Origin of the sequence: Acinetobacter sp. FDAARGOS_515 (assembly GCF_003938865.1) — a bacterium.
GTDB classification, from domain to species: Bacteria; Pseudomonadota; Gammaproteobacteria; order Pseudomonadales; family Moraxellaceae; genus Acinetobacter; species Acinetobacter ursingii.
In genome coordinates this window covers 3,209,163-3,221,572 of record NZ_RKIX01000003.1, presented here as the reverse complement: position 1 = coordinate 3,221,572, position 12,410 = coordinate 3,209,163, and the positions used below count along the sequence as shown (strand labels likewise).

The window sequence follows — 12,410 nt, the reverse complement described above, 5'->3', positions numbered from 1 at the left end:
TGCATGTCTTTTGCCCAAATAATTCAGGATGCGTGGAATAAACAAGCAAAATGGCTAATTTTGTTACGTCCACTGTCATGTTTATATTGGGTAGGTTCAAGTTTTAATCACAAGCTTTATCAAACTGGCGTAAAAGCAGTATATACCGCACCCGTACCTGTGATGGTGATTGGCAATATTACGGTAGGTGGGAGCGGTAAAACGCCTCTATTAATCCAACTGATCAAATATCTGATGCAGCGACAGCTTAAAGTCGGTGTGATCAGCCGTGGTTATGGTGGTCAAGGTCCTTTTCCTGCTTTAGTGGATATGAGTTCCAAACCTGACGAAGTGGGCGATGAGCCGTGTTTAATTGTTCAATCTACACATGTGCCGATGGCTGTAGGAGCAGATCGTAAAGCAGCAATTGAATTACTGTTAAGTCAATATGAGATTGATCTCATTATCAGTGATGATGGCTTACAACATTGGGCCTTAGATCGACAAATTGAATGGATTGTACTGGATCTTAATCGCGGCTTGGGCAATGAAAAACTGTTGCCTGAAGGTTATTTACGTGAACCCAAATCACGTTTAGAAACGGGGACTGTTATTGAACATGGAGTACAACCGCAGTCGAGCTTAAATATGCATCTTCAAGCAGGTCAGCCGTATTTGTTAAATCCATCTGAAAATGCTGCAAGTTTATTTAATCCGCAAGACCAGTTTTATGCAGTAGTCGGTATTGGTTTTCCGCAGCGTTTTTATAAAACGCTTGAATCGATTGGCATTCAGGAATTTCAATGTCACGAATTTCCCGATCATTATGATTATGAAATTGAAGATTTACAGTTTGATGATCACAACCCCATCATTACCACTGAAAAAGATGCAGTAAAGATTTTAGCTTTGCTTCAACAGTATCCAGATTTCGCTACTGAAATTTGGGTCGTGCCTGTAGAGGCAATCCTTTCTCAAGATTGTTACCAATTACTTGACGCTCAATTACATCAGTTGGGTATTTCTCTGCCTCAGGAAATTTAAATGAAACACATCGTCATTCCTGCTCGTTTTGCTAGCTCACGTTTACCTGGGAAACCCCTTTTAGAGATTCATGGTCGTGCCATGATTTTACGTGTTGTTGATCAGGCAAAAAAAGTTCAAGGTTTTGATGATTACTGCGTGGCCACAGATGATGAACGTATTGCTCATATTTGTCGTACAGAAAATATTGATGTCGTGATGACCAGTACGGAACATCCTTCTGGTACAGATCGTTTAAGTGAAGTTGCACGAATCAAAGGCTGGGCAAGTGATGACATTATTGTTAATGTGCAAGGTGACGAACCTTTACTGCCTGCCAAATTAGTACAACAGGTGAGTCAGTTATTGGTTGAAAAACCAAATTGTTCCATGTCGACCTTATGTGAGCCGATTCACCAGTTGGAGGAATTTCAGCGTAACAGTATTGTGAAAGTCGTCATGTCTAAAGGCAATGAAGCGCTATATTTTAGTCGTGCAACGATTCCTTATGACCGTGATGCGGCACAACAGCACACCCAACAACTACATGCACATGCTTATCGTCATTTGGGGTTGTATGCTTATCGGGTCAGTTTGTTACAGGAATATGTGACTTGGGAACAGGGTACATTAGAAAAACTTGAAAGTCTTGAGCAGTTGCGTGTGCTAGAAAATGGTCATCGAATCGCGATTGCGATTGCAGAAGCCAATCTGCCACCGGGTGTGGACACTTTGGTGGATTTAGAGCGTTTAAACGCGATGCCCGTTTCAAGCTTTCAATAATTTTGGATGATTTGATGCAAACTGTTTATCCGTGGCAACAAAATGTATGGGAGACGCTCACCAGCCGATTCCCAGAAGTGGGTCATGGTCTCTTGTTTTATGGCAAAAATGGTTGTGGGAAACATGAATTTGCCCAGCATTTTTTAGCTTGGATTCTCTGTTCTAATAAACAGGCTCAAGCAGCATGTGGTGAATGCGTAAGTTGTCAGTGGTTAAAGTCCGATACACATCCCAATTATGTACATATCAGTACCGATGAAGACAATAAAAAACAAAATGCCAAGATCAAAATTGAGAAAATACGTGAGCTATTGCCTTTTGTGCAACAAACCGTAGATGGCTGGCGTGTGATTGTGATTGAACCCGCGGAAGCTTTGAATATTGCTTCGTCCAATGCGCTCTTAAAAACACTCGAAGAGCCGGGTGAACGTATCATTTTAATTTTATTGGCAGATCATTATCTAAAATTACCTGCGACTATCCGCAGTCGTTTGCAGCATTTTGCACTAGATCGAATTTCACCTGAGCAAGCATTGCAATATATTCAAAATGAACAGCCTGAACTTTCGGTAGAACAAATCAACTTACTTTTGAATCTTACGGGCGCTATGCCCTTAAGTGCGTTACAGTTAGCAGAAAGTGATTGGTTAAATAAGCGTACTGACTTTATGGCTGATTGGACAAATTTGGTCATACAGAAAAATAAACCCATAATGCTCGCAACCAAATGGTCAAAAGAGCTGAGCTTTAATGATTTTATTGCGATGTTGGAGTACTTGTTGGGTGATGTAATTTGTGTCAAGCTCAATCAATCAATCAAAAACATTGATCTGTCTTTTGATCAAATCGTGCCAGCCTATACGCTTGAGCAATTGTTTGAAATCTATGCAGAAATACAACATGCCAAGCAATTGGTTGAACAAAATGTACAAACCAATCTGGTTTTGGATCAACTTTTTATAAAATTAATGAATGTTAAATAAAGGGGAAGTAGAATGGAACCACGTATGATGGGCGGAATTATTCAGTTAAATATTCCTGATCGTGTAACCTTGCAAGCCAGTTATATGAGTTTTGTGCAAGGTGGTGGTTTATTTATTCCTTCCAAGCAAGCTGTCAAGCTGGGTGACGAGATATTTGTACTGGCTACCTTGCCTGAGCAGTCGCAAAAGATTCCACTCACTGGAAAAGTGATCTGGATTTCACGTAAACAAACTGGGGTTAAACCGCATGGTTTTGCGATTCAACTCAGTGGCGAAAAGGGAATCTACTACAAAAATGAAGCAGAAAAGCTTTTGGCGGGTAGTGTATCTGATCGTCCTAATTTCACCATGTAAAAAATAGGAAAAAAATGTGTTTGTAGATACTCATTGTCATCTGACCATGCTGGATTTGACAGCTTATGATGGAGATTTGGATCAGGCCTTGGCACAGGCGCGTCAAGCAGGTGTATCCAAGTTTATGAGTATTTCAGTGGATCTGGACGATCATCTTCAACTTGCTCAAATCGCCGAACGCCATGATGATGTGGGTTATAGTGTTGGTGTGCATCCCTGTGAAGATGCAGCCACGATGGCGCGAGCGACCACTGAATTTCTGGTTGAATTGGCACAATCTGATAAAGTTTGGGCATTAGGCGAAACGGGGCTTGATTATTATCACAGTACTGAATTTGTAGAACAACAAAAGCAATGTTTTGCCCGACATATTGCGGCATCTAAAATTGTGAAAAAACCAGTGGTGGTACATACTCGTTCTGCCAAGCAAGATACCATTGATATTATCCGTGCTGAACATTCGACACATGGTATTTTACATTGCTTCACTGAAGATTGGGAAACGGCAAAAGCGGCGCTAGATTGTGGTTACTATATTTCCTTTTCGGGCATTATTTCCTTTAAAAATGCGCAAGATTTACGAGATGTCGCTAAACAAGTCCCACTTGATCGAGTGTTAATCGAAACAGATAGCCCCTATTTGGCACCTATGCCTTATCGTGGTAAATCAAATGAACCAAAATATGTGCCATTTGTAGCCAAAGCTTTAAGTGATGTATATGATAAACCTCTAGAAGAAATGGCAGCTATTACTCGCCAAAACTTTGAAAATCTTCTGAATATGAAATAGTTGAATTAAACGAAAGCTAAAGTAAGAGAGTTATTGCGTGAAGATGGATCGTCAGGCTCAGTTTCGAGCAAGAGAAATATTGATATTTCAGGTTGCAGAACAACTCCTATTGGAAAATGGCGAAGCAGGTATGACACTTGATGCTTTGGCAGCGGAGCTTGATCTTGCTAAAGGCACGCTTTATAAGCACTTTCAAAGTAAAGATGAACTGTATATTTTATTGATCATTCGTAATGAAAAGATGTTGCACGAAATGGTGCAGGATACGCAAAAGACTTTTCAGGAGCATTTAGCTTTTTTTATGTTGCATCATTTGCATCATCCTGAACGTACCGTGATGTTTCATCAGATTGAAGAGCGTTTGTCGACAACTGGACAAGGGATACAGCAACTTTTTCAAGAGCTTTATCAGATTCGTAAAAAACGTTTACGCATTATTATTGGTATGACAGATACTTATCTGGAGTCAATCCAAAGTTCAATGACGACCCGTGATTATTTGGCTGGGATTTGGTCACTTACGCATGGTGCTGCGGCGATCTTAAATTCAAGTTTTTATCAGCGTTATTTGGGTTCAAGAGATACTTTGCGCATTGCTTATATTGATCAGGCTTTAGCTATGCCTAAGTTTATTCAAGAACAATATGCCTAATCAGGACGAACACGCGAAGCAAGGCTTTTCGTCTTGTGCTCATCCTCATACTCGAAGCATAGCTTCTCAGCCTTCTTGCGAAACGTTGCTTCTCAGATCGAGCGTTGCTCGATTTAAACCTTGCCACTCCAAGCATAGCTTTTCGTCTTGCGCTCGGACAAAGCTTCGCTTTGTTAATCCTCGCTCAGGATTTACGTTGATCGAGTTGATGGTGGTCATTGTTATTATCGCGATTTTGGCTTCGCTGATTTTATTAAATATCAGTGGGGTTGATCAGCGTAAAGCAATGCAAGCACGTGAATTTTTTATTCTCGATTTAAAAAAAATCAATAAAGAATCGGTTGATCAATCCCGTATTTTTGCTCTATTAACTCATAATGCGACTGATGTCGCCCCATTTAGCTATGAGCTGGCTGAATATCATGACCTTCGTACTCAAACAGTTATTCAGGAAGATAAAAAATGGCAACCTTATTCGGAATTTCCTGTCAGAGTATTGCCTGAAAGAGTCGCGTTTAATATTGAATCTGTTGATCAAAACTATCAGAATGCAAATCAACAGGATTTAATTAATCAACAAGCTCCCAAATTAATTTGGTTTGGTAATGGCGAAGTAAAACCAGTACGAATCCAGTTTTATTTTGAACAAAACCCTGTTGGTGATCCAATTGAGGTTGATCATCTGGGTAATATTAATGAAAACCAATAAACCCGATTCTGGATTCTGGTCTTGTGCTCATCCTCGCATTCGACGCATAGCTTCTTATTATTCTTGCGAAGCGCTGCCTTTTAGATCAAGCGTTACTCGATTTAAATCTTGTCACTCGAAGCAGAGCTTTTCGTCTTGCAGAGCGGCAAAACTATGTTTTGTTAGTCCTCGCCATTCGAAGCATAGCTTCTCATCTTGCGCTCGGACAAAGCTTCGCTTTGTTAATCCTTACTCAGGATTTACATTACTTGAAGTCATGGTGGCTTTGGCTATTTTTGCAATTGCAGCCGTTGCCGTGACAAAGGTGGGTATGCAATATACTCAGTCCACTGCAAATGCCATTTTAAGAACTAAAGGTCAGTTTGTTGCCATGAATGAAGCGGCTCAAATGGAAATTAATAAACAATGGTTGACTGGAACTGAGTCTAAGCAAATCACGTCTCAGGGTGAAACATGGCAAATTGATAAACGTTCTGAATCTACGATCAGCCCTAATGTGCAGCGCGTTGAGATACAAGTCAGTTTATTTAATACTGAACAAGGTAAGGTCGAATCTGGCATTACCAATGTTGTGTTTTTTAATTATCCTCAACAAGTCAAAACGCAATGAAAAATAAAAAAGATAATCAAGCCTGTAATGAACCCCTTTTTTCGAGACGTAAAATAATTACGCAATTTCAACCTTGCCAATTCACCTATGACTTTGTGTTTTGCGCGCATCATCGTACTCAAAGCACAGCTTCTCAGTCTTCTTGCGAAGCGTTGCTTCTCAGATCGAGCGTTGCTCGATTTAAACTTCGCCACTCGAAGCATAGCTTCTCACCTTGCGCTCATCTTCGCACTAAAAGCATAGCTTTTCGTCTTGCGGCAGGATCGAGCGTTGCTCGATTAAAACCTCGCGACTCGAAGCATAGCTCCTCACCTTGCGCAGCGGCAAAACGATGTTTTGCTAATCGCTGCTCAGGATTTACGTTGGTTGAGCTTTTAGTCGCGATTGCGATATTTGCAGTATTATCTGCATTAGGTTGGAAAGTTTTTGATTATCTCATCAAGACTAAAGATCGAAATGCTCAGCACGAAGAGCAACTTTTTATTTTACAAGACGCATATCAGCAAATTTTGCGAGATACTCTACAGATCATTCCACTTACGGCAAATATGAATGGGCAAATCCGTCCAGCATTATCACTGAATAATAACGTACTTCAGTTTAGCAAAGCTGGTGTGACTGATCCATTAGGGCAGGGGGTGTCGCCTTATGAGCGGATTGAGTATCGCTATGATGCTTCGCAGAAAGTAGTCTATCGCTTAAAATATTCAGATTTGAATCTACCCAATAGTGTACAGCCTCAATCCAGTATCCTATTGAAAAATGTGGAACAGTTTCAAATTAATGTATTGAATCCTCAAGCCTTGAATCAATGGCCTGATGTAAGTTTAGATTTTACCCAGACTCAAAATTTAAAACTTTTGCCCGCAGGTTTAAAAATTAATATCACCATTGCGGGAACTGAATATGAATGGATTTACAGTTTGCTGGATACTAAACCTATTGTTTTAAAGCAGCAACAAAATGATGCACCAAGCAACAATAATAATTCAACGAATAATACCAATCACAATTCCACTAATCAGACTGGACAGAATTAATCATCATGATGAGAAGCCGCATAAAGAATCAGCAAGGTATTGCATTGATTACAATTCTGGTGATGGTGGCGTTAGCAACAATTTTGGCCGCAACAATTGCAAAAAAACAAAGCAATACTGCTGAAAACACAGCCTATCTGATTCGACAAGATCAATCCTTGCTTTATGCCAAAAGTGCGGAAGCCTTCTTTTCAGAGCTTTTGGTGCAAGATGCTCAAGATAGTGCGCAAGTTGATCATTTAGGGGAGACATGGGCTAAGCCGATGTCTGCTTTTCCTGTGGAAGATGGTTATATTTCTGGAGAGTTGCAGGATGAATCTGGAAAATTCAATCTTAATAATTTGGTGAAGGCGGATGGAACACCTGATGAAAATGTTCAAAAATGGTTTGAAAAGTTATTAGTCAGAGTTGGGTTACCAGCAGAACTAAGTCAGGCTGTCATTGATTGGCAAGATCCAGATGATCAACCTACTGGCGCAATGGGGGCGGAAAGTTCGTATTATCAAGGCTTACAGCCACCTTATCTTGCACCCAATACCCAGTTTCATAGTATTGAAGAATTAAAAAGAGTACGCGGTTTTGAGGGTAAAAATTTTGATTTGATCAAACCTTATATTAGTGCTTTACCCACTACACAATCCACAAAAATCAATATTAATACGGCATCTGCTCTAGTTCTGGCAAGTATTGATGAAAAACTGGATCAACACGCGATTGAAGAGCAACTCAAGGCAAAATTTGCAAAAATGGAATATTTTAATAGTGTCAATGATCTCTGGTCATTAGATGCATTTAAAAATATCGATCCAGACAATAAACAACGGGTGATGTCTTTACTCGATGTTAAATCCAATTATTTTCAGGCACATATAGAGGTCATGTTGAGTGAACGTAAACGTCAGTTTAGGAGTAGCCTGATGCGTAAGGACAAACAGGTTTTTGTCTATTCAAGAAGCTTGGCGCCTTTTTAAAAGTATTAAAAAGTACGATCGCTCATCAGTGTTGAAAAATTGACCTAAAAATAAATGTTCTGATACTTTTTGACTATTGCTATTAACGTTAAAATTAATGTAAAGCTCCGACTTTTTCCTTTATAATTAGAATCCGTTGATCATTATTTTTAATTTGGCGCATGTTAATCCGAAAGTTATTTAAGTTTGAAAATGCTCATATTGTGCGAAATTGTACATCGGATCGTTGTAAACGTTCGATTCACGGTCATAGCTATAAAGTTGAGTTGATACTTAAAGCTTCCAAGCTTGATCATGGGCAAATGGTATACGACTTTGGTTTGCTCAAAGGGGTCATCAAAGAACTATTTGATAGTTTTGATCATGCGATTTGTTTTTGGCAAAATGATAGTGCTGAATATATTCAAGCTTGTAAAACATTTAGTGCACGTTGGGTGGCGTTACCTGTTTCACCTTCGGCAGAACAGTTTTCCCGTATCTTCTTTTATTTGGCGCAGCAAGTTTTAAAATCAACGGAAACCCAAAATGGTGAAGGAGATGTTGAGGTTTATTCTGTGATCGTGCATGAAACTGATACAGGCTATGCACAAAGCTTTTTGGAAGATATTCAAAATACACAAATGGGTGAACTGGGTCTGGAAAGTATTGAATTTTCAGAGCAAGTCAGATTAGAGTGGTCTGATCCAGAGATGTATGAACAATTAAAACAAGGCGCTAAATTTCAAAACCCAAAAGTTGAGTTACAAGTGACCATCTAGGTCAATAAAGAATATAAAAGGTAATCGATTGATTTCAGGATGGAATAATGCAATTAACTGAGCAACAGCAGGATAAACTGGGTAAGGTTCAGTTAGAACAAAGTTGGAAATATTCACTGGCAGACTTTTTGCTAAGTCCGCTGATGGATAACTTGCGTGATTTCTTGGTTCAGGAAAAGCAGGCGCAAAAACTGGTTTATCCGCCGAGTAAACAAATTTTTAATGCCCTGAATACCACGCCTTTAGATCAGGTGAAAGTCGTTATTTTGGGACAAGATCCTTATCATGGACCGAATCAGGCCAATGGATTAAGTTTTTCTGTACAACGTGGCATCACCTTACCACCCTCTTTACGCAATATTTTTCATGAATTACACACTGATTTGGGTGTGCCTATGTCAAATCATGGGGATTTGACCAAATGGGCCAATCAAGGCGTTTTGCTTCTCAATAGCGTACTGACTGTTGAAGCAGGACAACCGACCTCACATCAGAAACGTGGTTGGGAAGAGTTTACAGATCATGTTATCGATGTACTCAATGAACAGCGTGAACATGTGGTTTTTATTTTATGGGGTGCTTATGCACAACGTAAAGGACAACGTATCGATCGAAACAAACATCTGGTGCTGACCGCAGCACACCCATCGCCACTGGCAGCAAATCGTGGCGGTTTTTTTGGTTGTAAAGTCTTTTCCAAGACGAATAATTATTTGAAACAAAATGGCATTGAGCCTATAGATTGGCAGTTGGACGCATGACAAATTCTCCCGATGTAACCCGATATCACCCAGATCTTATTGTCGAAGAGGCAAAAAACGGCTGGCGCATTGTTCGCCTGAATCGCCCGAAGTCTTTGCATGCTTTAGATGAGTCGATTGCGACTGCACTATTGCGTGTCTTTGAGGATTTCCACAAGGATGATCAGGTGAAAGCCATTTGGTTAGATTCTACAACGCCAAAAGCATTTTGTGCGGGGGGAGACGTCCGTAAGCTTCGCCAATTGGTGATTAATAATGAAGTTGAAACTGCCAATCAGTTTTTTGAGCAGGAATACGCGCTAGACCTTTTACTTCATAACTATGCCAAACCTGTGATTGTGTGGGGTGAAGGTTATGTCATGGGCGGTGGTTTGGGCTTATTTATGGCTGCGCCATTTCGTTTGGTGACGCCATATTCACGTTTAGCAATGCCAGAAATTAATATTGGTTTGTATCCTGATGTCGGTGCAAGTCGTTTCCTTGCAGATCGTGGTCCTATAGGTTTATTTACAGGACTGACAGGTTCGATCATGACGGCAGCTGGTGCGTACAGCATTGGTTGGGCAACCCATATTTGCGATGCTCAACGTGATAATGTACTGAAAAAAGTCATCGATATCGACTGGAGTCATTATCCAGCAGGCGACTTTAGAGCAATTGATGATACGTTAAATAGTTTGCATCGACCTGTGGCAGCAGGGCCATTACAAAACTCTCTGGATGTCATTCATAGCGTTTGTCGTGGCGTCAGTTTTGAGCAGGATTATCAGGCGATTATTGGACTAAATGATGCGCGTAGTGACTGGTTACGTCAAGCCAGTGAAAATTTACAAAAGGGTTCACCAAGTACGGCAGCAATTACATGGCTTCTGTGGCAATGGGGCAAGCAGGTACATGCTTGGGATGAAGTGTTTAAGCTTGAAGCGCAAATTTCTGACTGGAAAATCCGCCATCCTGATTTTGTAGAGGGTGTTCGTGCACGTCTGGTTGATAAAGATTTATCGCCTGCATGGAAAGATACTCAAGATTTTAGCTTAAAAGGTATTTTGGGTGATCATCCACCTGTCACCAATATTGAAAGCTGGAATCAATTGCTCAAACATTATGGTGTTATCAACTAGCTTATGTCTGAGCCAATTTATTCTGATGAGTATTGGATGCAGCTTGCTTTTGAGCAGGCTGCATTGGCTGCATCAAAAGGAGAAATACCTGTTGGTGCGGTGATTGTGAGCCAAAATAAGGTAATTGGTACAGGTTATAATTCACCGATTTGTTTAAATGATCCTACAGCACATGCTGAGATTCGTGCGATTCGCATGGCTTGTGAATCGATTCAAAATTATCGCTTACCCGTTGATGCAACCTTGTATGTGACTTTAGAGCCTTGCACGATGTGTGTGGGTGCATTAATACATTCTCGTATTCATCGCGTAGTATTTGCAACCACAGAGCCAAAGGCAGGATCGTTGGTCAGTGCGCGCCAATTACTCGGCTCAGGTTATTATAATCATAAATTTATCGTTGAGCATGGTTGTATGCAACAACAATGCTCAGAGCAATTGAGCCTTTTTTTTAAGCAGCGAAGAGAGCAAAAGCGTTCCGAGCGTCTGCTTAATTTTAACGCTTTAAAAAGTGATGCAGAATAACCTCATATTCGCTGAACTGACAAAAAACATTCACGCAGCATCTCTTGATTCCTTTTGCATGTTTCGATAGTGTATTTTGACAATATAAATTGTCATTGCTATCTGGAGGGATGTGATGAATGCCATCACCATAAAAAAAGAATTTAATGCGCCGATAGATCAAGTATTTGATCTACTCTCAAAACATGCAACCTATAACCAAGCTTTTGCGCCAATCCAAGTGTTGAGAGTTAAGGACTCCGCAGATCCTGATCGCCCAGATGGTTTAGGGTCAGTACGTCGTATGGGGTTTGGGCCATTTAAGCCGTTAAAAGAACAAATCACTTTGTTGGAAGAAAATAAGCGTATCGAATACAAATTAATCGATAATCCATTGATCAAACATCATATTGGTCGAATCGATTTTCAGGAAATTTCGCCCAACAAAACTTTAGTGACCTATACCATTGAATTAACCGCAAAAATTCCATTTGTCAGCAAATTAATTCTTGCACAACTTAAAGCAGCGATTACACTAGGCTTTTCAAAATTAGCAAAATCGATCGCTTAGTGGGATTTTAATGACAGTTCATATTATTACAATCGATGGACCAAGTGGTTCTGGTAAAGGCACACTTGCTGCAAAACTTGCTCAACATTATGGTTTTCATTTACTTGACTCAGGTGCTTTATATCGATTGCTGGGGCTGTCATTACATCAAAAAAACTTACTCGATGCGTTAGATATACGTTTAGATGAATGTGTAGAAGTTGCGACCCATCTTAATATTAAATTTGAAACAAAAGATGAAGGAACTGCCATTATTTTAGATGGTGAGGATGTGACCCAAACGATTCGTACAGAACGCGTGGGGGAGTTTGCATCTCAGGTTGCGGCAGTTCCCGAACTTCGCAAAGCCTTATTTGATCGACAACGCGCTTTTATTCTGGCCCCAGGTCTGGTTGCAGATGGTCGTGATATGGCGACTTCCATTTTCCCAGAAGCCGAAGCCAAAATTTATCTGACCGCATCTGCTGAGTCGCGCGCAGAGCGTCGCGTAAAGCAGTTGCAGGGGATGGGGCTAGATGTTAAAATGAACGACATTTTGGCTAATATACAGTCGCGTGATCAGCGTGATATGCAACGAGCAGTTGCACCCTTGCGCCCAGCTGAAGACGCTTATCAGATTGATAGCTCAAATTTGACTATTGATCAAGTTTTTCAGTTAATGACCGATTACGTCGACCAACGTATAAAAGCCTAACCGATTTTTTAAATCAGTTAAAGCATAGCTTGATCAGTTTATTACGGACTATGTAGAGACTTAACTAAACCGGCCTTGTCTGATCCAAGACCGCTGACTTTATCAGG

16 protein-coding genes are annotated in these 12,410 nt (G+C 40.4%); all 16 read left to right on the top strand.

Going from position 1 to position 12,410, the window contains the following annotated elements:
• The first annotated feature begins 3 nt into the window (after window positions 1–3).
• The 16 genes from lpxK (at window position 4) to cmk (ending at window position 12,303) form a co-directional block, all read left to right on the top strand.
• A complete protein-coding gene (gene lpxK, locus EGS47_RS17030; RefSeq protein WP_005003969.1) occupies window positions 4–1,023 on the top strand; it encodes a tetraacyldisaccharide 4'-kinase in 1,020 nt (339 codons plus the stop codon).
• The gene (kdsB, locus tag EGS47_RS17025; protein ID WP_005003970.1) at window positions 1,024–1,785 is read left to right on the top strand and encodes a 3-deoxy-manno-octulosonate cytidylyltransferase; all 762 of its coding nucleotides are present in this window, start codon (window positions 1,024–1,026) and stop codon (window positions 1,783–1,785) included.
• A gap of 14 nt (window positions 1,786–1,799) precedes the next feature.
• Window positions 1,800–2,768 carry a DNA polymerase III, delta' subunit gene (locus EGS47_RS17020; protein WP_005003974.1) on the top strand — a complete coding sequence of 323 codons (969 nt, stop codon included), beginning with the start codon at window positions 1,800–1,802 and terminating at the stop codon, window positions 2,766–2,768.
• Window positions 2,769–2,780: 12 nt separating this feature from the next.
• Complete coding sequence (locus tag EGS47_RS17015; RefSeq protein ID WP_005003975.1) at window positions 2,781–3,122, top strand: PilZ domain-containing protein; 342 nt, start codon at window positions 2,781–2,783, stop codon at window positions 3,120–3,122.
• Window positions 3,123–3,138: 16 nt separating this feature from the next.
• A complete protein-coding gene (locus EGS47_RS17010; protein ID WP_005003977.1) occupies window positions 3,139–3,912 on the top strand; it encodes a TatD family hydrolase in 774 nt (257 codons plus the stop codon).
• A gap of 43 nt (window positions 3,913–3,955) precedes the next feature.
• Window positions 3,956–4,564, top strand: coding sequence for a TetR/AcrR family transcriptional regulator (locus EGS47_RS17005; RefSeq protein ID WP_004989445.1), 609 nt, complete (start codon window positions 3,956–3,958; stop codon window positions 4,562–4,564).
• 208 nt (window positions 4,565–4,772) lie between these two features.
• Window positions 4,773–5,273: a type II secretion system protein gene (locus EGS47_RS17000; RefSeq protein ID WP_267313005.1), complete on the top strand. Its 501-nt coding sequence runs from the start codon at window positions 4,773–4,775 to the stop codon at window positions 5,271–5,273.
• Between the two features lie 256 nt (window positions 5,274–5,529).
• Window positions 5,530–5,883, top strand: a complete 354-nt coding sequence (locus EGS47_RS18745; RefSeq protein ID WP_005003985.1) for a type II secretion system protein GspI — start codon at window positions 5,530–5,532, stop codon at window positions 5,881–5,883.
• A 239-nt stretch (window positions 5,884–6,122) separates the two neighbouring features.
• Complete coding sequence (locus EGS47_RS16990) at window positions 6,123–6,923, top strand: GspJ family type II secretion system protein (protein ID WP_228711836.1); 801 nt, start codon at window positions 6,123–6,125, stop codon at window positions 6,921–6,923.
• A 5-nt stretch (window positions 6,924–6,928) separates the two neighbouring features.
• Window positions 6,929–7,894, top strand: coding sequence for a type II secretion system minor pseudopilin GspK (gene gspK / locus EGS47_RS16985; protein ID WP_005003990.1), 966 nt, complete (start codon window positions 6,929–6,931; stop codon window positions 7,892–7,894).
• 161 nt (window positions 7,895–8,055) lie between these two features.
• The gene (locus EGS47_RS16980; protein WP_005003992.1) at window positions 8,056–8,652 is read left to right on the top strand and encodes a 6-pyruvoyl trahydropterin synthase family protein; all 597 of its coding nucleotides are present in this window, start codon (window positions 8,056–8,058) and stop codon (window positions 8,650–8,652) included.
• Between the two features lie 47 nt (window positions 8,653–8,699).
• The gene (gene ung, locus EGS47_RS16975) at window positions 8,700–9,413 is read left to right on the top strand and encodes a uracil-DNA glycosylase (protein WP_004997171.1); all 714 of its coding nucleotides are present in this window, start codon (window positions 8,700–8,702) and stop codon (window positions 9,411–9,413) included.
• The gene (locus EGS47_RS16970; protein WP_004989425.1) at window positions 9,410–10,534 is read left to right on the top strand and encodes an enoyl-CoA hydratase/isomerase family protein; all 1,125 of its coding nucleotides are present in this window, start codon (window positions 9,410–9,412) and stop codon (window positions 10,532–10,534) included. The genes ung and EGS47_RS16970 overlap by 4 nt, the downstream gene beginning before the upstream one ends.
• Window positions 10,535–10,537: 3 nt before the next feature.
• On the top strand, window positions 10,538–11,059 hold the full coding sequence (gene tadA / locus EGS47_RS16965; RefSeq protein ID WP_125269837.1) for a tRNA adenosine(34) deaminase TadA: 522 nt from the start codon (window positions 10,538–10,540) through the stop codon (window positions 11,057–11,059).
• Window positions 11,060–11,171: 112 nt separating this feature from the next.
• Window positions 11,172–11,609, top strand: a complete 438-nt coding sequence (locus EGS47_RS16960) for an SRPBCC family protein (RefSeq protein WP_035272066.1) — start codon at window positions 11,172–11,174, stop codon at window positions 11,607–11,609.
• 10 nt (window positions 11,610–11,619) lie between these two features.
• Entirely contained in the window at window positions 11,620–12,303 is a 684-nt protein-coding gene (cmk, locus tag EGS47_RS16955) for a (d)CMP kinase (protein ID WP_004997193.1), read from the top strand.
• Window positions 12,304–12,410: the final 107 nt, after the last annotated feature.

Excerpts from the sequence above, each read along its gene's own strand:
- ung (WP_004997171.1), top strand. The coding sequence starts at position 8,700 with ATGCAATTAACTGAGCAACAGCAGGATAAACTGGGTAAGGTTCAGTTA.
- gspK (WP_005003990.1), top strand. The coding sequence starts at position 6,929 with ATGATGAGAAGCCGCATAAAGAATCAGCAAGGTATTGCATTGATTACA.
- cmk (WP_004997193.1), top strand. The coding sequence starts at position 11,620 with ATGACAGTTCATATTATTACAATCGATGGACCAAGTGGTTCTGGTAAA.
- EGS47_RS17015 (WP_005003975.1), top strand. The coding sequence starts at position 2,781 with ATGGAACCACGTATGATGGGCGGAATTATTCAGTTAAATATTCCTGAT.
- EGS47_RS17020 (WP_005003974.1), top strand. The coding sequence starts at position 1,800 with ATGCAAACTGTTTATCCGTGGCAACAAAATGTATGGGAGACGCTCACC.
- EGS47_RS17000 (WP_267313005.1), top strand. The coding sequence starts at position 4,773 with ATGGTGGTCATTGTTATTATCGCGATTTTGGCTTCGCTGATTTTATTA.
- EGS47_RS17005 (WP_004989445.1), top strand. The coding sequence starts at position 3,956 with ATGGATCGTCAGGCTCAGTTTCGAGCAAGAGAAATATTGATATTTCAG.
- lpxK (WP_005003969.1), top strand. The coding sequence starts at position 4 with ATGTCTTTTGCCCAAATAATTCAGGATGCGTGGAATAAACAAGCAAAA.
- kdsB (WP_005003970.1), top strand. The coding sequence starts at position 1,024 with ATGAAACACATCGTCATTCCTGCTCGTTTTGCTAGCTCACGTTTACCT.
- tadA (WP_125269837.1), top strand. The coding sequence starts at position 10,538 with ATGTCTGAGCCAATTTATTCTGATGAGTATTGGATGCAGCTTGCTTTT.
- EGS47_RS18745 (WP_005003985.1), top strand. The coding sequence starts at position 5,530 with ATGGTGGCTTTGGCTATTTTTGCAATTGCAGCCGTTGCCGTGACAAAG.
- EGS47_RS16970 (WP_004989425.1), top strand. The coding sequence starts at position 9,410 with ATGACAAATTCTCCCGATGTAACCCGATATCACCCAGATCTTATTGTC.
- EGS47_RS16980 (WP_005003992.1), top strand. The coding sequence starts at position 8,056 with ATGTTAATCCGAAAGTTATTTAAGTTTGAAAATGCTCATATTGTGCGA.